Source organism: Arthrobacter sp. E70 (assembly GCF_058266945.1).
On sequence record NZ_JBYQFR010000001.1, the window covers coordinates 361524 to 379995 of the forward strand.

Sequence of the window (18472 nt, forward strand, 5' to 3'; positions counted from 1 at the left end):
AACCACTCAACGCAAGGCCCCGGCCAAGGGTAGGACTCGCAAGACCAGTTACAGCAGGGCCTCGCTAAACCCGCCGGTTTCCGGGTTTGATGTCATTCGGCCCGGGTAGCATTTCAAATATCCCCCAACAGATCACAGGAGAACCATGACCACCGTCAAGGCTTACGCATCCCCGTCCGCCACCGAGGACCTGGTTTCAACCACTATCGAACGCCGCGCCGTCGGCCCCCGCGACGTCCTGATCGAGATCAAGTTTGCCGGCATCTGCCACTCCGACATCCACACAGTCCGCGGCGACTGGGGACCCCAGCAGTACCCGCTGGTCCCGGGCCACGAGATCGCCGGCATCGTCACCGAAGTAGGTGCCGAGGTCACCCGGCACAAGGTGGGCGACCGCGTCGGCGTCGGCTGCATGGTCAACTCCTGCAAGGAGTGCGTCAACTGCCAGAAGGGCGAGGAGCAGTACTGCCTCAAGGGCAACGTTGGCACCTACGGCGCGGTGGACCGCGACGGCACCATCACCCAGGGCGGCTACTCCACCCACGTCGTCGTCACCGAGGACTTCGTGGTGACCATCCCCGAGGGCCTGGACCTCGATGTCGCCGCGCCGCTGTTGTGCGCCGGCATCACCACTTATTCCCCGCTGCACCACTGGGGTGCCGGCCCCGGCAAGAAGGTCGCCGTCGTCGGCCTCGGCGGGCTCGGCCACATGGCCGTCAAGATTGCCCACGCCATGGGTGCGGAGGTGACGGTCCTGTCACAGTCCCTGAAGAAGCAGGAAGACGGCCTTCGCCTGGGTGCCGACCACTACTTCGCCACGAGCGACCCGGCAACGTTCGAAGAGCTCGCCGGCCACTTCGACCTGATCATCAACACGGTCAGCGCCTCGATCGACATCAGCTCCTACCTGCAGCTGCTGACGCTCGACGGCGCACTGGTGAACGTCGGCGCCCCCGCCGAACCGCTCCCGGTCAACGCCTTCGCCCTGATCGGCGGCCGCCGGTCCTTCGCCGGTTCAATGATCGGCGGCATCCGCGAGACCCAGGAAATGCTCGACTTCTGCGCGGAGCACGGCATCGGCGCCGAGATCGAGGTCATCCCGGCAGAGAAGATCAACGACGCCTACGAGCGCGTGCTGGCTTCCGACGTCCGGTACCGCTTTGTGATCGACACCGCCACCCTCTAAGCCTTGTGGCATCCGGCGGCGGGCTGCTCCGAAAGGGGCGGCCCGCCGTCGGGCTTTAAAGACAGGGCCTTAAGGAGAACGTACGACGGCGGTCCAAGCCTCAGGGCCGAAGGCTCGCCAGGATGGAGGTGGCCGGGCCCTCGACGGTGCTCCGGTAGCCGACGCCGGCCCACAGGTTCAGCCAGTCCGGATCCCCCGCGGCTGCCGCTGCGGCCCGCAGGGGAGTGGTGAGGTGGTGGATCTCCGGGTACCCGTGCGGCGCCTCGCCGTCGTGGCGGCGCATGAATTCGTTCAGCAGCCCGCGGGCATTGCGGCCGGAGAACGAACGGGTCACCGCAGTGGTGGTGAAGCGGTCCGGCGCTGCCAGCGCCGCCCGGTGCGCCGCCTTGGTTCCGGCCTCATCGGCACGCAGGAATGCCGTTCCCGCCTGGACCGCCACGGCGCCTACGGCCAGGGCCGCGCGGGTGTCATCTGCCGTGGTGATCCCGCCGGCCGCAATCAGGGGAACTTCAAGGTCCTGCAGTTCCGCCAGGATCCCGTGCAGGCCCACCTCGGGGGCAGGGGCGGTGGCATCGAACGTTCCGCGGTGCCCCCCGGCCTCCGGGCCCTGGACGCACAATGCATCTGCCCCCGCCTCCAGTGCCCGCAAGGCTTCCCCGCGGCCGGTCACCGTGGCAACCACGCAGCTGCCCCGCTCCCGGAGGGCAGCAATAACGGCTGCTTCGGGAATATCGAAGGTGAAGGAAACCACCGCCGGGGCCAGATCCAGCAGGACCTGGACCTTGTTGTCCCAGTCGTCGTCATCATGCCTGGGCTCTCCGAGGCTGACGCCGAAGCGCTCAGCATCCGGCGCGAGGGATCGGGCATACTGCTGCAGTGCATCGGCGCCGATGACGGACGGCTGGGGGACGAACAGGTTGACGCCAAACGGCTCCCCGGTCAGGGCCCGGAGGGCTTCGATCTCGGCCTTCATGGCGGCAGCCGTCTTATAGCCGGCCGCAAGGAAACCCAGCCCGCCGCCGGTGCTGACCGCCGCGGCCAGGGCCGGCGTGGACGGGCCACCCGCCATGGGTGCCTGGATCACGGGCAGGGCCAGCGACCCAAAGCTGAACCGGGTCGTTTTCCGCTGGTTACTCATGGGGCCCTTCCTGGCCGGCTGCGCATACCTGACGAATGCTACGCCGTTCTGCGCCGGAAGGTCCGGGCAGGCAAAAGGGGAGCGGACGACGGCGGGAAGGTCCCGCCGTCGTCCGCTCCCCTTGAGAGCTGGGGCCGCCTAGACGGAAGCCAGTGCGTGGTCCTCGCCCCGCACGCTCAGCGTGAACGTGTTGGGACCGCTGCAGGTGACGGCGATGCGGCAGTTGGTGGTGTTGTGGCGGGCTGAAAGGGCGCTGACCGCGGAGTCAAGGGTCTCGTGCAGTGCGGCCCTGTCCCAGATCTTCAGGGATACGGATTTGGCAGTGTCAAACGTCATTGTTCAGTACTTTCCTACGTCAGTCCGGCGGTCCGCGCCGGGGTTCGGCCTGTCCGCGCTCCGGGGCGTCGGTGGGCTGTGGCTCACCGGTGGGCCTCGTCGCGTCACCAGGATGTCAAGGCGGAGATTCCCGCCCTCCCTTCCATAGTGCCCAAACCGGAGGGGCTGGCCCAGCCCAAAAGCGTTTTATTGCGAGTGAATCTCATCACGTGTGACCCGCGCCACAGTGCTCTCCTGTGGCGCCCTGGCTACTCATCAAAGTGGGTGGTGATGTGCTCTTCCCCCGAAATGGACGTGATGACCGTTGACGCCACATCGCGGAGTTTGACGTTCCGTGTGCTGGAGGCCCTGGTGAGAATGCTGAAGGCTGTATCCCGGTCGCACCGGTTCTGCGCCATGACGGCGCCCACCGCCATGTCGATAACGGTCCGGGACTGCATGGCAGCGGACAGATCATTCCGGGCGTCGCTGAGCTGGGTGATGCGGAGGATGAGGCGCAGTGAGCTTGCTGCCTGCCCGGCGAAGGCCTCCGCGGTGGTGATGTCCTCCCCGGAAAACCCCTGGCTGCACCCGGAATACAGGTTCAGGACGGCCTCGGCGTCGCCGGCAAGGTCCAGTGGGACGGCAAGGATGGAGGCGACGCCGTGTTCGATGGCGGTCTGGACGTAAGGTGCCCACCGGCTTTCCGCGGTGAGGTCCGGTACCAGGATGGTGGTCCGGTGCCGGAGCGCCGTGAGGCACGGGCCGTCGCCGAAGCCGTTCTGCAATTCGTCCAAGGCGGTGGCGGCGGCATCGCTCGCGGCCACGGCCTCGGGCTTCTTGCGCCGCAGCACCGTGACACCTGCATGGACCCTGTTTCCCGGAGTGGACAACCGGGAGGCAGCCAACAGGGCCAGTTCAGCGAGGAAGCCCTTGATGTCCCGGCTTTCCAGCACCATTTGCTGTAAGGAATGCTCCGGGTCTGTATCCGCGGCCTGGGCCGCGCCCTCGGGCTCCGGCGCCTGGCCGTGGTTTTCGGTCACTGGCCGTCGCCTCGGGCCAGTTCCGTCATGGCCGTGCTGATCAGGCCTACCTGCGCTGCGGGAAGGCGCAGCGCTTCATTGAGGTAGGCGTCCAGGGATACCTCGTCAACGTCACCGCCGAGTCCGTAGTAATACGTCCACAGCTTCATGAGCGGGAAGTCGGCATCACGGAAGCGCGCCGCCGCTCCATGGCGTTCTTCGTCGGCCTCGAGTTGCTGGTCCGGGCCGCTGGTCCAATCGGCGGTCATGCCCATGCGCCGCGATTCGGACTGGATGCGGTGGCTTTGTTGTTCATGGGCCGTCCGGCCTCGATCCGTGATTGCGCCAAGGCACGTGGGCCTGGCTGGCGGCCTCCGCTCTCAACGCGGGCGGCCCGTGCATTGAATCTCCGGATGATGTCACTATCCCGAAATCTCCTTCCTCTGACACTACGCCTCCACGGTTTATTCCGATACAGGCTGGAGCGATTGGGGGGGCGCAACCAGCCATTGCCCAGCATGGCGACAGTAGGATGAACCCATGCCGAATGCCGAGAACGAGTCCGTCCTCCTCCTCCAGGAAATCCTCGTGGGGGCCGCGAACGCGGTGGAATTCCTGTCAGGCCTCTCAGGGTTGGCTGCCGCGGCTGTGTCTGAAGCTGCCGGTGACGACGTCGAATGCGCCATCACCCTGAAGCTCCGGCGGAAGCCGGCCACTGTCGCCGCGAGCAGTGCCCGGGCCCTTGAACTGGACAATTTGGAACAGGCCCTGGGTGACGGGCCCTGCATCCGGGCGCTGCGCGAGATGACCCCCGTCATCATCGATGATGTCGCCAAGGATGCGCGGTGGCGGACCTACTGCCAGCAGCTGGCGGAACGGAATGTCCACAGTACTTTGGGGGTGCCGCTGGAAATCACCGCCGATGCCAGCGCGGCGCTGAACTTCTTCGCCACCAGCCGCGCAGTGTTCACCGCGGACGTTTACGACAAAGCAGTTGGCTTCGCCGCCGCCGCCCACAATACGCTGCATCTTTCGGTGCGCATCAACAACGCCCAGAACCGGGCGGACGACCTCGAAGCGGCCCTTGAGAGCAGGACCGCCATCAACCTGGCCTGCGGGGTGATCATGGCCCAGAACCGCTGCTCCCAGGAGGAGGCCATGGCTATCCTCACCAAGGTGTCCAGCAACCGGAACCGCAAGCTGCGGGACGTCGCCAGGGAACTGATCGAACAGCTTTCCGGCTCCGGCATCAAGACCCACTTCGACGCGTAGCCCCCGTTCCGGCGCGCGGCGGCTTGCACGGCTGTGTGGTCAGCCGCCCGGCAGGACGGACACGACGGCGGCACCCGCCTGGCCGCGGATGTCCCAGCAATTGCCGCGGCCGATGACGTCGTAGTCCTGTCCGCCCGGACCCTCCAGCACCAGGGCCGTGCCTTCGTCGATGGCGACGGCGCGCTCCACGAGCCCCGCAGCCACCGCACCCACCGCGCGGCTCAGTGTGCCCGCCTGTGCAGCGTGCACGTCCAGCGCGAACGGGGCGAGCCCGAAGCCATCGCGGAGGTCCACGGCGTCAAGGCCTTCGGAGCACTCTTCGCCGCACACCTCCATCCCGTTGATCCGGAAGCCGCCGATCAACGCCCTTTCGGCCGCCACCATGGCGCCGGCGGAGAACCCCAGGTAGGGGGCTCCGGCGGTAACCAGTCGGCGGATCGCCGGGGCCGCCTGGTGCAGGCCTGACCAGTAGGCCGGCGTGAGGCCGCCGCCCACCACCAGGGCATCGACGCGGTCGAATATTGCCGGATCGGCGGGGCCTTCCTGCAGGAACACGGGCAGAACCTGGCAGGCGGTCCTTGCCTGAAGGGGCTGCGTGCAGGCAGCTAGGAGATCCCGCGCTCCATCGCCGGTGCCATGCACAGCCACCGCGATCCTTGGCGGACGTTCCGGTCCGCTGCGACGGGAGGCCTCCGCCGCGAACCGGTCGAAGACGTGGGGAAAGCCGGCTGGATCAGGCCCGGCGCCGGCGAGGTAGATGCCCATGGCATCAAACTATCGGGCATCGAACCGTTGACATGGCAGTTGCCCGACGAATATGAACAGATCTGGCGGCAGCGCGCCGCCCGGATGGCCGACAATCCCGCTGAACGTTAGGAAGGTATCGCCATGACAGTCATCAGTACGGATAAGAACCCCGAGGCCCTGAGCCTTACCCTGGTTGCCGAGTTGGACGCCGGCGTGGAACGCGTCTGGCAGCTCTTCCAGGACCCGCGGCAGCTGGAGCGCTGGTGGGGGCCGCCCACCTACCCAGCCACGTTCTACAAGCATGATTTCGTGCCCGGCGGCAAAGCCAGCTACTACATGACAAGCCCCAAGGGGGAGAAGTCGCACGGCTGGTGGGAGTTCACCAGCATTGACGCGCCGCGCCGGCTCGAATTCAACGACGGCTTCGCTGACAGCGACGGCAATCCCACCGGTGACCTGGGCATCAGCCATGCCACGGTGAGCCTGGAACCGCTGGGGGAGCGGACGCGCATGACCATGCTGTCGACCTTCGAGTCGGAGGAACAGCTGGAACAAATCATGGCCATGGGCATGGAAGAAGGCCTGAAGCAGGCAGTGGGCCAAATGGACGCAATCCTCGCCGGACAGGCACCCGCCTGAGCGTTGATCGGCGCGGGAAGCTTCTGAATACTGGAATCAGGGGCAATCGGATCGGCGGTGGCAGTCATGGGCAGCGGGGCAGGCGATTTCCGCAAGCGCCTGGAACGGGCGGCGGAAGTCCGTTCCTACCGGGGCGCCGGCATCAGCGCGGAAGAAGAAGCTGCGCTGGACGCACTGGAGGAGAAGGAACGCGAGAAGCGCCGGAAGGTCAGTGACGCTGCCCGCGCGGAATACCTCGTGCGGGACGCCATGGCGCAGGGCAAGTTCGACAACCTCAAGTACGCCGGCAAGCCGATTCCCGGGCTTGGCGAGTCCTACGACCCCGACTGGTGGGTCAAGGGCCTCATCCAGCGGGAAAACATCAGCGGCCTTGGGCCCGCGGCCATCCTCCTGCGCACTGAAGACGCGGAGCTCGACGCCAAGCTTGACACGCAGTACACCGAGCAACAGGTCCGCGACGTCCTCGAGGACTTCAACCGGGGCGTGATCGACGCCCGCCGGCAACTCCAGGGCGGCCCACCGGTCATCACCAGGACGCGGGACGTTGAGGGGGAACTGGAGCGCTGGCGCCAGCGCCGGGCCGCACGCACCCCGGAGCCAGCCGCGGAACCTGAGCCCGAACGGTCGTGGTGGCAAAGGTTGTGGAAGGGCACGGGCTAAGGGCCGCTACGGCTTGGGGCTGGGTGAGGGGTTCGGCCCGATCATCGAGGCCGGAGGCGGCGGGAACGCGCCGGCAGGGTAGAGCGGAGCGACCTTCACCATGTAGTTGGCCCACTGCGGGCCGGCGATCATATAACCGTCGAGGCGCGGGTAGAAGGTTCCGTTGATGGTCACGTTCTGCCCGGACCGCTTCTGGCCCTCAAGCGCGTCGCCGAAGAAGGACGCCGTGACGATTCCCGTCGTATAGCCCACCACCCAGGTGGAGCCGTTGTTGTTGGACGTTCCGGTCTTGGCCGCCGTCGGCACCTTGTCATGGACCTTGGGGTTGATCCAGACGCCCGAGCCCTTCTTCAGGACGTCCTGCAGTACCGAGTTCACTCCGCGGGCCACGTCGGGCTTGACGGCGTCGTGGCATTCCGGGGCCTGGGCCGGCAGCTTCCCGCCGCTGGCATCCTTGACTTCCAGGACGGCGATGGGAGCACAGAAGCGGCCGTCGGTGGCGAAGGTGGCAAAGGCATTTGCCAGGTTGAGCGGGGAGACCCCGGTGCCGCCCAGGAGGTTGCCCAGCTGGTGCATGTTGATCGGGGCGCCGTCGAGGCCGCTGTGAAGTCCAACGGCATCCACCATCTTCTGGATGCCGCAGAAGTCCAGTTGCGCCGCCGATGCGAACGTGGCGGTGTTGATCGAGTTGTAGAGGCCGTAGTTGACGGGCATGGGCCGGTAGAAGCCGTCCTCGGCGTTCTGCAGGTCATCGGCGGCGCCCAGGGTCGGGTTGTTCTGTGCAGTGCTGTACGCCCCCAGCACCTTGCCGCAGCTGTCCCGCCAGGGGAAGCCCAGGGGATAAACCCGGCGCGAGGCGTCCACCTCGGCGGTCAGCGTCTTGCCCTCATTCAGCCACTCCGCGAACGTGAACGGCTTCATGGTGGACCCTGGCTGGAATCCGCCCGCCCCATTCAGGTCATTGCCCTGGGCGTCCTTCGCATCCACGTTGAAATTCAGGTTCGTATCGAACTTGCCCGGCTCCGGCAGGAAGACGGTGTTCTGTGCCATGGCCAGGATCCTGCCGCTGCCCGGCTGCACCGTCACCAGCGACGCCGCCCACCGGTCCGGGTTGGCCCCGGCTGTCCCGTCCACTTGGGCCTGGGCTGCTGCCTGGAGCCTGCTGTCCAGGGTGGTGACGATTGTGAGGCCGCCGCGGTACAGCTTCCGCTCCCGCTCGATTTCGCTTTGCCCGTAGGCGGGGTTGTTCAGGATCAGGTGGGAGACGTAGTCGCAGAAGTACGGCGCCATCGCCGCGTACGCGCAACCCTGCCGTTCAGGCGTGATCTTCAGCTCGATTGGTGCGGCCACAGCCTCGTCGTGCTGGGCCTGGGTGATCTTGTGCAGCCGCAGCATCTCCGACAGGACCTGGTTGCGGCGAACGATCGACTTATCCGGATTGGTCACCGGGTTGTAGAAGGTGGGGCTGTTGACCAGCCCGGCCAGCAGTGCGGCCTGGGGAAGCGTGAGATCCTTCGCAGTGGTGCTGAAGAAATAATGGGCTGCCGCTTCGATCCCGTACGCGTCGCTGTTGAAGAACACGATGTTCAAGTAGCCCTCAAGGATCTGGTCCTTGGTGTACTTCTTCTCCAGGGTGATGGCGAGTTTCATCTCCCGGAGCTTGTCGCCCAGGTCCTTTTGGCCGCTGAGGACCACTTCATCCGGCCTGTCCTGCGACAGCTGGGCTTCGTTCAGGACATTGGTGACATATTGCTGGGTGATGGTTGATGCGCCCTGCTGCCCGCCCTTGGTCAGGTTGGAGACCACCGCACGCAGGATGCCCTGCGGATCCACGCCAGCATGTTCGTAGAACCTGCTGTCCTCGATGGCCACGATGGCGTCCTTGATGAAGGGTGACATCTGGTCCAGCGGGACCCGCACCCGGTTCTCGGCGTAGAAGGTGGCGATCGGCTGGCCGTCCGAGGTGAGGACCTTGGTGGCTTGCGACGGCGGCTGCACGGTCAGTTCCGCCGGCAGGCTGTCGAAAAAGCCGATGGAGGTGCTGACCCCTAGGCCTGCCGCCGCGACCGCCGGCACAACGAGGCTGGCCGCCAGCACGCCGCACATCACGCTCGCTGCAAGGAACCCCACGAGCCGTCCCACGGCAGCCCCGAACCCGCGCCTGCGCCTGCTCTTCTTCGCCATCTCCAGCCCCCGTACTCGGCAGGTGTGACCAGAATACGCCGCCCACCGGGGCCGTTCCAGACGGCGGAAGGTCAGGATTTGATCACGCAGACCCGTTGACCAGCGATAGTTACCGACATATCGTTAAATATCGCTGACGATAGCAGCGGAATGTTTCAACGAAGGGAAGAGGCCACCATGAGAGGCATATTTGACGAAAAACAGCCCGGCCCGGAATTCGGCAAAGGCCGCTTCCAGCGTGGGAGGGGGCGCAAAGGGCCGCACGGACACCGCGGGCCCGGTTTCGGTCCGGGTTTCGGCCCTGGCTTTGGTCCGGGGTTTGGACCTGGCTTTGGTCCCGGGTTCGGCCCGGGGTTCGGCCGTGGGGGCCGCCGTGCGAGCCGTGGCGACGTCCGTGCTGCGATCCTCTCGCTCCTGGCAGAGTCGCCGTCCAACGGTTACGGACTGATCAAGACCATCGCCGAAAAGACCGGCGGTATGTGGCGGCCCAGCCCGGGATCGATCTATCCCACCCTCCAGCAGCTGGTGGATGAGGGGCTGATCGAGGCGCTCAGTGAAGGCCGCGGGACGGAGTTCGCGCTCACGGATGCGGGCAAGGCTTACGTGGCCGAGCATGCCGAGGAGATGGAGAATGCCTGGAACGCCGAGCCGGACAGCTCGGACCGGGATTTCCACCAGAGCATCGCGAAGCTGATGGGGGCCATCCACCAGTTCCGCGCGGGTGTTACCGAGGAGCAGCGCGCCGCTGCCATCGAGAAGATGGATGAGACGCGCCGCGCCCTCTACAAGATCCTTGCGGACTGAGGGCACCTGCCGGCCGGGGCCGCGCTACGCGAAGGAGTCTTCCTTGGCGCGCTGTTCGGTCCGGGCCGGTGCAGCGGCAGTGTGGGGTGCCAGCATGTGGCTCAAGCTGCTGAAGCCGGAGCCCATCTCGCCGAAGGCGTAGGCGGTCTCGGCGTGCTCGGACAGGTCCACGCCGGCAGTCTCCGCCTCGTGGCTGACACGGAAACCCACGGTCTTGTTGATGATCCGGGCAATGACGGCCGTGCCGAGGCCGGACAACAGCAGGGTGATGACGACGGCGGCTGTCTGGGCGATGAGCTGCTGGACACCGCCGCCGTAGAAGAGGCCGCCGCCCTGGCCGTCCACGGGCAGGGCGATGAAGCCGAGCGAAAGCGTGCCGATGAGGCCTGCGCCCAGGTGGACGCCGACGACGTCCAGCGAATCGTCCAGCCCGAAGCGGTACTTGAGGTCGACAAACACCGCGCAGGCAGCACCGGCTACCAGGCCCAGGCCGATGGCGGCCACCGGGCTGATGTTGGCGCAGGACGGGGTGATGGCCACCGCGCCGGCGACAACACCCGAGGCGGCGCCCAGGGAAGTGGGGTGGCCGTGGCGGATCTTTTCGGTAACCAGCCAGCTCAGCATTGCAGCGGCCGGGGCAACCAGGGTGTTGATCCAGATCAGGCCGGCCTGCTCGGCGCTCGTCGCCGCGCCGCCGTTGAAGCCGAACCAGCCGAACCAGAGGATGGCTGCGCCCAGCATGATGAAGGGCAGGTTGTGCGGGCGGTGGTTGGGGTCCTTCGCGAAGCCGTGGCGCTGGCCCACGACGATGGCCAGGACCAGGGCCGCGGTCCCGGAGCTGATTTCCACTACCGCGCCGCCGGCGAAGTCGATCACCTGGCCGAAGATTGCCGTGACGGCACCTCCGGCGCTCATCAGGCCGCCGCCCCAGATCATATACGCGAGCGGGCAGTAGATGACGGTAATCCAGACGGGCACGAACAGGGCCCAGGCGCTGAACTTCGCGCGGTCGGCGATGGCGCCGCTGATGAGTGCCACCGTGATGATGGCGAAGGTGGCACTGTACCCGGCCTTGAGGAGATCGGGGGAGCCCATGAGGTTCTGCAACCCGAAACTTGTGAAGGGGTTTCCGAAGAGCCCGAGCACGCCGTCGCCGGTGGTCATGGAGTAGCCGTAGAGGACCCAGACCACGCCGACGATGCCGGCCGAGATGAAGCTCATCATGATCATGTTGAGCGCAGCCTTGGCGCGGGTCATGCCGCCGTAGAAGAGGCCCAGGCCGGGGGTCATCAGCAATACCATCGCGGCTGAAATCATCAGCCAGACCTGTTGGGCAGTGATCTCCACCGGTAGTCCCTTCGCAACGTGAACTCGACTTAGGGCCCGACTGGCCCCTGGCATTTCCCCCGCCGTCTATTTTTCGGGGGCCGTGTTTCAGCCAATGCCGCTTAAAGTTGCGGTCACGTTACACAAATGGGGTCTGCGTGAAGTTCGCGTGTCAGCTATGTTTCGGGAATGTAAACCGGCGCCCACCCGCCTTCCGCTGCCATAGCCCTGGCCCCCCAAAATCCCGCAGAATCGCGGGGGAGGCCCCGCGCCCAAGGTGAGAACCGCCGTCGTACGCCCTTTTCCCGATGTTTCGCAGCTATGAACAGCTGCTCACGTGCTCAGAAACGGCGGGCGTTGGCCAGGACCGGCAGCTTGGCCCGTACTTCCTCAACTGTTGCCGGGTCGATGTCGACGACCGCGAGTTCGGGTTTGCCGCCGAGGGCCACCAGGGGGGAGCCCAAGGGTGTGATGACGGCACTGTGGCCGATCCCGGTGGGCGCCGTCCCGGCGGGTCCGGCGCCGATGGTTTCGGGGTCGCCCTGGCCGCAGGCGACCACGAACGTGGTGCTGTCCAGTGCCCGCGCCCGCACCAACAGGTCCCACTGCTCCGCCTTGCCTTCGCCGGCGCCCCAGGAGGCGCAGACGATGTTCACCTGCGCGCCGGCGTTGGCGTTGGCGGTAAAGAGGGCAGGGAAGCGGACGTCGTAGCAGGTGGCAAGGCCGAAGACCGTGCCGTCGAGCTCGAACGTTACGGGCGCGGTCCCGGCGTCCACTGTCTTCGACTCCGTGAAGCCGAAGGCGTCAAAAAGGTGGACCTTGTCGTAGGACGTGTCCAGCCCGCGGCCTGTCACCAGCAGCGTGTTGCGGACGCGGCCATCATTCCCGGGCGTGAACATTCCCGCCACGATCGCGATATCCAGGTCCTTCGCTATCCTGCGCACCTCGCTGGCCCAGGGGCCGTCCAGGGGCTCGGCGATATCTTTCAGGGAATGGCCGAACGCGCGCATTGTTGCCTCGGGAAAGACCACGAGCTGCGCGCCGGCGTTCCTGGCCTGGGCAGCGTAATCCCAGACGAGCCCAAGGTTCGCTGAGGTGTCGGCGCTGCTGATGATTTGGGCGACTGCAAGGCGCATGGAGAATCTCCGATCTCTGGGGCGGCGGAAAAAGGCGCCCGGGCCGTAGCCGGACCCGGGCGCCTGGGATGCTTCGCTAAGGCTACTGCCGGTAGCCTTCAACTTCGCTGACGGGCCGTGCCTCGGCGTCGTTCGGGTTCTCGCCCGAGTCCTTCTTCGCCCGGCGCTGGCGCAGCAGGTCCCAGCACTGGTCCAGGCTTTCCTCTACGCGCCGGAGCCGGGCCTGGTCAGGCACTCCGCCTTCCCCGGTGCCGTCGCGGAGGGAGTGCTCTTCCTCCACCAAGGCCTGGATGCGCGTCAAAATATCCTCATCATTCATGGCTTTTCCCTTCCTCCGGTCCGGTCCCCTTCAGCGTACGTAGTCGCTGCTGAAGCCACCAGCCCCCGAGCTGTACCATCAACTTCATGCCCACCGCGCTCGACATGGCAGGTCCGATCCTGGAAGTGCTTACCTGGTTGTGCCTGCCTGCCGGGCTCGGCCTGCTCTTCTATACCGGTTTCCTGCGGCGCTTCGTGCACCCGTGGGATGTTGCCGAGGCCGTGGTGTATTCCGACCTCACCGGTGTGGGCTTCCGGTGGTCCGACCGAAAAGGTCTGGTGCACCGGGCGCCCATGTCGCCCTACGACATCAGGGACATGGCGCCCGGCGACACCCTGCACATCTACTACCATCCCAAGCGCCCCACGCAGTGGCAGGCCACCGTGCCGGAGGAGCCCGGCAGGACGGCATCGGTCCTGGGCCGTTGCCTGACCGCCATCGGCACTGTGGCGCTGTTGGCCGGCTTCGTCCTGCCGATGTTCTAGGCGGGCGTTCCAGCAGGCGACGCTAGCTGGTCAGGACCACGACAATGCCCAGGCCGCCCAGGGCAACTCCGGCGAAAGCCGTCCAGAGGACCGCCGGAAGGTCCGCTTCGATGCTTTCGCCCGCGAGGCCGTGGGCCCGTGCACGGTACCGGCCGCGCTGGGTGAGGTAGATGGCCAGGGCCGCGCCGGCGGAGACCGCAAAAAGCATCAGGATGGGAAACCCGTACATGGGCAGCCAGCGCAGGAAGAAGGCGCTGGCCGTCACCAGTGCCAGCATGGTGCGGCCCCAGGCGAGGGCAGTCCGCTCGGGCTGGAGCCCCGGGTCACCGTGAGGGCTGGGGGTGCGGGATGCCATGGAACTCAGCGCAGCAGGATAAAGACGACGACGACGGCGGCCGCCAGGGCGCCTGCCCCGGCCACCAACGGCACAAGAAGGGGCAGCGGCAGCGGCGCCTTATTGCGCATGCTGCGTTCCACCCGGATCCACCGCACAGCCGCACCGCTGCTGAGCATCATGCCGAGCAGCAGCAGGAGGACGGCCAGGCCTTTCCGGACCGGTTCAAGGAACAGTCCCGAGGTGAATGCCTCGATGGCGATCCCACCGGCCAGCAGTGCGAGGGACGTGCGGATCCAGGCCAGGAATGTCCGCTCGTTCGCGAGGGTGAAACGCGGGTCCGGTTCCTCGCCTCCGGGCAGCAGCAGTTGTGCGATTCTCCCTCGCGACGGCGGGGCCGTGGCTGGGGTGGGCTGCTCGCTGTTGGTCACGGGGCCAGTCTAGCCAGCCGGGAATGCTGCCGCCCGCCCCACGGTTGGGGCTGGTATGGAGCGCATCGGATTTCTGTCATTCGGCCACTGGGGACCCGGCCAGGGTTCCCGCACCAGGACCGCGGCGGACGCGCTGCTCCAGGGCATCGAACTGGCGGTCGCCGCCGAGGAGCTCGGAGTGGACGGTGCCTTCTTCCGCGTCCACCACTTCGCCCGCCAGCAGGCATCGCCGTTTCCCCTCCTGTCCGCCATTGCCGCGCGCACCAGCAGGATCGAAATCGGTACCGGCGTCATCGACATGCGCTACGAGAACCCGCTCTACATGGCGGAGGAGGCGGCGGCCACGGACCTGATCAGCGGAGGCAGGCTGCAACTGGGCATCAGCCGCGGTTCACCCGAGCCCGCGCGGGAAGGTGCGTCTGCGTTCGGCTACCGCCCGGAGCCGGGGGAAACGGACGCGGACATGGCCCGCCGCCACACTGCCCTCTTCCGCAAGGCCATCACCGGCGCCGGGGTGGCCCCAGCGGACCCGCGCTATGCAGGAGGCGCATCCGGCCTCCTGCCCGTCCAGCCCCAGTCCCCGGGGCTGGCCGAGCGCATCTGGTGGGGCGCCGGCACCCGCAAGACCGCCGTCTGGGCCGCCGAACTCGGCATGAACCTGATGAGTTCCACCTTGCTCACCGAGGACACCGGCGTACCGTTCCACGAGCTCCAGGCAGAACAGATCCAACTTTTCAGGGACGCCTGGGCGGCCGCGGGACACGGGCACGAACCCCGCGTCTCGGTCAGCCGCAGCGTCCTGCCCATCGTGGATGAAGAGGACAACTACTACTTTGCGGGGAGCGCGCTCCGCGATGGGCGGGACCAGGTGGGCGTCATCGACGGCCTGACCGCCAGATTCGGCAAAAGCTACGTGGGCCCGCCCGACCAGTTGGCGGAACAACTCAAGGGGGACACCGCGGTCCAGGCCGCCGACACCCTCCTGCTGACCGTTCCCAACCAGCTCGGTGTGGATTTCAACGCCAAGCTCCTGGGCAACGTGGCGCGGTTCGTTGCGCCCGCGCTGGGTTGGAACCGGCGATCGGTGGGTACGGGTGAGGGGTAGGAACAACTAGGCGCGAAAGTACCCAGGGAACTCTCTGGAGGGCCGGGCCGTTACTCTTAAGGTGCGGCTTGGGGGCTTAGCGCCCCCAACCAGTGTGACTGCGTACCGGTCATATGACGGAGAGAGAGAAATATGGCTCGCGCCGCCCTAGGCTTTAAATCATGATCCGGCTACGACAGCTGGCCCAGGCGGCCTCCGTGCTTACCACTCCTCTAGCTCCAGAGGACGTCCTTGCACTCTTCAACCCTGTCTACTCCGCACGGCAGCTCCGTGGCGTCGTCACCCGCGTGGTGCAGGAGACGGCCCAGTCGGCCACGATCTTCTTCCGCCCCGGCCGCGGCTGGAAGGCGCATCTTGCGGGGCAGTGGGCGCGCATCGGCGTCGAACTCGACGGCGTCCGTCACTGGCGCTCCTACTCGCTCAGCGCCCCGGCCGGCAAGGATCCCGCCATCACCGTCACGGACGTCGGCGCGGTCTCCGGCACCCTGGTCCGCACCACCAAGCCCGGCGATGTCCTGTTCCTGGCCCCGCCGCAGGGTGATTTCGTGCTCCCGGAGCATCCCCGCCCCCTTCTCATGGTCACCGCCGGCAGTGGCATCACTCCGGTGATGTCCATGATCCGCACCCTGGTGCCGCGGCGTCCGGATGCCGACGTCGTTCTGGTCCACTCGGCCCGCACTCCCGGCGACAGCCTCTTCCGCGAGGAGCTGGCGGAACTGGCGGACCAGTTCCCCAACTTCCGGCTGGCGCACTGGTACACCGGCGAGCAGGGCCGGATGGACTTCTCCAGCACCAAGGAACTGGACGAGATCTGCCCCGACTGGAAGGAACGGGCGGCCTACGCCTGCGGTCCGGACAGCTTCCTGGACGATGCCGAGGCGCTGTGGAAGCGGGCAGCCCTGACCACACGCGCGCCGGGGACCGACGTTGCCGTGGCGGGAGACGCCGGCAACCTGATGATCGAACGCTTCAACACCACGTTCAACGCCGGTGTGGGGCACGACGGCGGCCTGGTCACCTTCGAAGCCTCGGACCGGGAGGTGGAGGCCGACGGCGACACCCCCATCCTGGACATCGGGGAGGACGCCGGGGTGCTGATGCCCAGCGGTTGCCGCATGGGCATCTGCCACAGCTGCCTTACCCCACTACTGGCCGGGCAGGTCCGCGACCTCCGCACCGGGGAAATCCACGGCGAGCCCGGCCAACTGATCCAAACGTGTGTCTCGGCAGCCGCCGGACCCGTCAACCTCGAACTCTGAGGAGCAGTACCGTATGTCTGTCATCTCACCCACAAAAACCACCGCCGCGGGTGCCAACGCCGGCTCCTCACGCACGCGTCCCGGCAAACTGGCCGAATCGGGCAGCCCCACCGTCCGCCCGCCGGCAGCAGCCCACCTCACCGACGAACAGGTGGCGGAGCTGGGCCGTGAGCTCGACGCCATCAGGGACGAGATCCTGGGCAAGCGTGGTGCAGAGGACGCCGCCTACATCCGCCGCATGATCAAGATCCAGCGCGGCCTGGAACTGTCCGGCCGCGCCGCCCTGCTGGTCGGCAAGAACAAGGCCGCCTGGGTCACGGGCACCACGCTGCTGAGCCTTGCCAAGATCCTGGAAAACATGGAGCTGGGCCACAACATCCTGCACGGCCAGTGGGACTGGATGCGGGACCCGGACATCCACTCCACCACCTGGGAATGGGACTTCGTGACGCCGTCGCGGTCCTGGCAGCACACCCACAACGACCTGCACCACCGGTGGACCAACGTGGTGGGCAAGGACAACGACGTCGGATACAACCTCCTGCGCATGGACGAGCAGCAGCCGTGGAAGCCGATCAACCTGGCCAACCCACTGTTCAATGCCATCCTGGCGCCGGTCTTCGAGTGGGGCATCGCCATCTACGACCTCGAGCTGACCGAGTACAAGGAAGGCACGAAGTCCAAGGAGGCACTGCTCAAGGACCTCAAGGCCCTGGGCAAGAAGGTGGTCACGCAGTTCACCAAGGACTACGCCGCCACCCCTGCCCTGGCCATGCTGACAGGCTCCGCCAAGCACGCGCTGTTCGGCACCATCGCAGCCAACGCCATCCGCAACGTCTGGGCCCACGCAGTGATCTTCTGCGGCCATTTCCCCGAAGGCACCGACACCTTCACCGAGGAGATGGTGGACGGCGAGACCCGCGGCGACTGGTACGTGCGCCAGATGATTGGTTCGGCCAACATCTCAGGCTCCAAGTTCATGCACCTGATGACCGGCAACCTGTCCCACCAGATCGAGCACCACCTCTTCCCGGACCTCCCCTCCAACCGGTACGCGGAGGTGGCGCCCCGGGTCCGCGAGATCTGCCAGCGCTACGGCCTGAAGTACACCACCGGGCCCCTGCTGAAGCAGGTGGGTTCGTCCTGGGCCAAGGTCTTCAAGCTGGCGCTGCCCTAAGGGAAGATCCCTACCGCTGCAGGCTGGGCGAGAGAACCATCCCGTCCAGCTTGGGCAGCGCATGGCGAAGCCGGTGGTCCGCGTGGTGCATGATGTCTTCCACCTGGGACAGCCCGAGATCGGCCAGCTCGATGCGTGCCGAGCCCTGCAGCCGGTGGCCGGACCACCGCAGCTGCAGGCCGTGGACCGCCAGCACGCCGGGGGTCTGCTCCAGCGCGGCCTGTGCCCGTGATAGCAGTTCCGGTTCAATGCCGTCCATCAGGCGCCGGCCGATGCTGCGCACCGTTCCCCACAGCAGCACCATGATCGCCGCCGAGATGATGATGCCCACGATGGGGTCCGCCAGCGGGAAACCGAGCATGACGCCCGCGGCTCCCAGCACCACCGCAAGCGAGGTGAAGCCGTCCGTCCGGGCGTGCACCCCGTCCGCAACCAGTGCCGCCGAACCGATCCTGCGCCCCACCCGGATCCGGTAGACGGCGACAGCCTCGTTTCCAGCGAAGCCGATGATGCCCGCGGCCATGACCCATCCCAGGTTCTGCAGCGGCTGCGGGTTGATCAGCCGGTCCACCGACTGCCAGCCGGCGACAACCGCGGAGAGGGCCACCACGGCCACGATGAACAGCCCGGCAAGGTCCTCGGCCCGGCCGTAGCCATAGGTGTACCGGCGGCTTGCCCCCTTTCGCCCCAGGACGAAGGCAACCCAGAGCGGCACCGCCGTCAGGGCGTCGGAGAAGTTGTGGATCGTGTCCGCAAGCAGTGCCACGGAACTGCTGAACAGGACCACCAGGAACTGCAGCACGGTGGTGGCCAGCAGGAGGAACATGCTGATCTTCAGGGCCCGGATGCCTTCGGTGCTGGCCTCCATGGCGTCGTCAATGGAGTCCGCGGCGTCGTGCGTATGGGGAATGAAGAGCTCGAGCAGCCAGCCCT

The 18472-nt window shown here is 66.7% G+C and carries 21 protein-coding genes; 9 read left to right on the top strand and 12 right to left on the bottom strand.

Features of this window, described 5'->3' with window-relative positions; genetic code table 11:
• Positions 1-145: 145 nt before the first annotated feature.
• Positions 146-1186, top strand: coding sequence for an NAD(P)-dependent alcohol dehydrogenase (locus AC3IMC_RS01680; protein WP_490916700.1), 1041 nt, complete (start codon positions 146-148; stop codon positions 1184-1186).
• 100 nt (positions 1187-1286) lie between these two features.
• On the opposite strand, the gene AC3IMC_RS01685 is transcribed toward AC3IMC_RS01680, so the two are convergent.
• The 4 genes from AC3IMC_RS01685 to AC3IMC_RS01700 all read right to left on the bottom strand — a co-directional run bounded on the left by AC3IMC_RS01685 (position 1287) and on the right by AC3IMC_RS01700 (position 3930).
• Positions 1287-2324: a nitronate monooxygenase gene (locus AC3IMC_RS01685; RefSeq protein ID WP_490916701.1), complete on the bottom strand. Its 1038-nt coding sequence runs from the start codon at positions 2322-2324 to the stop codon at positions 1287-1289.
• A gap of 138 nt (positions 2325-2462) precedes the next feature.
• Entirely contained in the window at positions 2463-2660 is a 198-nt protein-coding gene (locus AC3IMC_RS01690; protein WP_221383509.1) for a hypothetical protein, read from the bottom strand.
• 248 nt (positions 2661-2908) lie between these two features.
• Positions 2909-3682, bottom strand: a complete 774-nt coding sequence (locus tag AC3IMC_RS01695) for a GAF and ANTAR domain-containing protein (RefSeq protein ID WP_490916704.1) — start codon at positions 3680-3682, stop codon at positions 2909-2911.
• Complete coding sequence (locus tag AC3IMC_RS01700) at positions 3679-3930, bottom strand: hypothetical protein (protein WP_490916705.1); 252 nt, start codon at positions 3928-3930, stop codon at positions 3679-3681. Before AC3IMC_RS01700 ends, AC3IMC_RS01695 begins: the two co-directional genes overlap by 4 nt.
• 271 nt (positions 3931-4201) lie before the next feature.
• Here AC3IMC_RS01700 and AC3IMC_RS01705 point away from each other — a divergent pair, with 271 nt between their 5' ends.
• A complete protein-coding gene (locus AC3IMC_RS01705; protein WP_490916706.1) occupies positions 4202-4933 on the top strand; it encodes a GAF and ANTAR domain-containing protein in 732 nt (243 codons plus the stop codon).
• A gap of 39 nt (positions 4934-4972) precedes the next feature.
• On the opposite strand, the gene AC3IMC_RS01710 is transcribed toward AC3IMC_RS01705, so the two are convergent.
• Positions 4973-5698: a Type 1 glutamine amidotransferase-like domain-containing protein gene (locus tag AC3IMC_RS01710; protein ID WP_490916707.1), complete on the bottom strand. Its 726-nt coding sequence runs from the start codon at positions 5696-5698 to the stop codon at positions 4973-4975.
• Positions 5699-5821: 123 nt separating this feature from the next.
• Between AC3IMC_RS01710 and AC3IMC_RS01715 the strand changes: the two genes are divergently transcribed.
• The gene (locus AC3IMC_RS01715; protein ID WP_490916708.1) at positions 5822-6319 is read left to right on the top strand and encodes an SRPBCC family protein; all 498 of its coding nucleotides are present in this window, start codon (positions 5822-5824) and stop codon (positions 6317-6319) included.
• 66 nt (positions 6320-6385) lie between these two features.
• Positions 6386-6979, top strand: a complete 594-nt coding sequence (locus AC3IMC_RS01720) for a DnaJ family domain-containing protein (RefSeq protein WP_490916709.1) — start codon at positions 6386-6388, stop codon at positions 6977-6979.
• A gap of 6 nt (positions 6980-6985) precedes the next feature.
• Here AC3IMC_RS01720 and AC3IMC_RS01725 read toward each other — a convergent pair whose 3' ends face one another.
• On the bottom strand, positions 6986-9163 hold the full coding sequence (locus AC3IMC_RS01725; RefSeq protein ID WP_490916710.1) for a transglycosylase domain-containing protein: 2178 nt from the start codon (positions 9161-9163) through the stop codon (positions 6986-6988).
• Between the two features lie 177 nt (positions 9164-9340).
• On the opposite strand from AC3IMC_RS01725, the gene AC3IMC_RS01730 reads away from it, so the two are divergent.
• Positions 9341-9967, top strand: coding sequence for a PadR family transcriptional regulator (locus AC3IMC_RS01730; RefSeq protein WP_490916711.1), 627 nt, complete (start codon positions 9341-9343; stop codon positions 9965-9967).
• 24 nt (positions 9968-9991) lie between these two features.
• Here AC3IMC_RS01730 and AC3IMC_RS01735 read toward each other — a convergent pair whose 3' ends face one another.
• From AC3IMC_RS01735 to AC3IMC_RS01745, 3 genes are all read right to left on the bottom strand, one after another.
• The gene (locus AC3IMC_RS01735; RefSeq protein WP_490916712.1) at positions 9992-11314 is read right to left on the bottom strand and encodes an ammonium transporter; all 1323 of its coding nucleotides are present in this window, start codon (positions 11312-11314) and stop codon (positions 9992-9994) included.
• 320 nt (positions 11315-11634) lie between these two features.
• On the bottom strand, positions 11635-12429 hold the full coding sequence (locus AC3IMC_RS01740; protein WP_490916713.1) for a carbon-nitrogen hydrolase family protein: 795 nt from the start codon (positions 12427-12429) through the stop codon (positions 11635-11637).
• An 82-nt stretch (positions 12430-12511) separates the two neighbouring features.
• The gene (locus AC3IMC_RS01745) at positions 12512-12748 is read right to left on the bottom strand and encodes a DUF2630 family protein (RefSeq protein WP_490916714.1); all 237 of its coding nucleotides are present in this window, start codon (positions 12746-12748) and stop codon (positions 12512-12514) included.
• A gap of 86 nt (positions 12749-12834) precedes the next feature.
• On the opposite strand from AC3IMC_RS01745, the gene AC3IMC_RS01750 reads away from it, so the two are divergent.
• The gene (locus tag AC3IMC_RS01750) at positions 12835-13233 is read left to right on the top strand and encodes a hypothetical protein (RefSeq protein WP_490916715.1); all 399 of its coding nucleotides are present in this window, start codon (positions 12835-12837) and stop codon (positions 13231-13233) included.
• A gap of 22 nt (positions 13234-13255) precedes the next feature.
• Here AC3IMC_RS01750 and AC3IMC_RS01755 read toward each other — a convergent pair whose 3' ends face one another.
• Positions 13256-13588: a DUF202 domain-containing protein gene (locus AC3IMC_RS01755; protein ID WP_490916716.1), complete on the bottom strand. Its 333-nt coding sequence runs from the start codon at positions 13586-13588 to the stop codon at positions 13256-13258.
• A 5-nt stretch (positions 13589-13593) separates the two neighbouring features.
• Positions 13594-13998, bottom strand: a complete 405-nt coding sequence (locus AC3IMC_RS01760; RefSeq protein WP_490916717.1) for a YidH family protein — start codon at positions 13996-13998, stop codon at positions 13594-13596.
• Positions 13999-14053: 55 nt separating this feature from the next.
• Here AC3IMC_RS01760 and AC3IMC_RS01765 point away from each other — a divergent pair, with 55 nt between their 5' ends.
• The 3 genes from AC3IMC_RS01765 to AC3IMC_RS01775 all read left to right on the top strand — a co-directional run bounded on the left by AC3IMC_RS01765 (position 14054) and on the right by AC3IMC_RS01775 (position 17539).
• Positions 14054-15103 carry an LLM class flavin-dependent oxidoreductase gene (locus AC3IMC_RS01765; RefSeq protein WP_490916718.1) on the top strand — a complete coding sequence of 350 codons (1050 nt, stop codon included), beginning with the start codon at positions 14054-14056 and terminating at the stop codon, positions 15101-15103.
• A gap of 161 nt (positions 15104-15264) precedes the next feature.
• On the top strand, positions 15265-16362 hold the full coding sequence (locus tag AC3IMC_RS01770) for a ferredoxin reductase (RefSeq protein WP_490916719.1): 1098 nt from the start codon (positions 15265-15267) through the stop codon (positions 16360-16362).
• A 13-nt stretch (positions 16363-16375) separates the two neighbouring features.
• Positions 16376-17539: a fatty acid desaturase family protein gene (locus tag AC3IMC_RS01775; RefSeq protein ID WP_490916720.1), complete on the top strand. Its 1164-nt coding sequence runs from the start codon at positions 16376-16378 to the stop codon at positions 17537-17539.
• Positions 17540-17549: 10 nt separating this feature from the next.
• On the opposite strand, the gene AC3IMC_RS01780 is transcribed toward AC3IMC_RS01775, so the two are convergent.
• A complete protein-coding gene (locus AC3IMC_RS01780; RefSeq protein ID WP_490916776.1) occupies positions 17550-18407 on the bottom strand; it encodes a cation diffusion facilitator family transporter in 858 nt (285 codons plus the stop codon).
• Between the last annotated feature and the right edge of the window lie 65 nt (positions 18408-18472).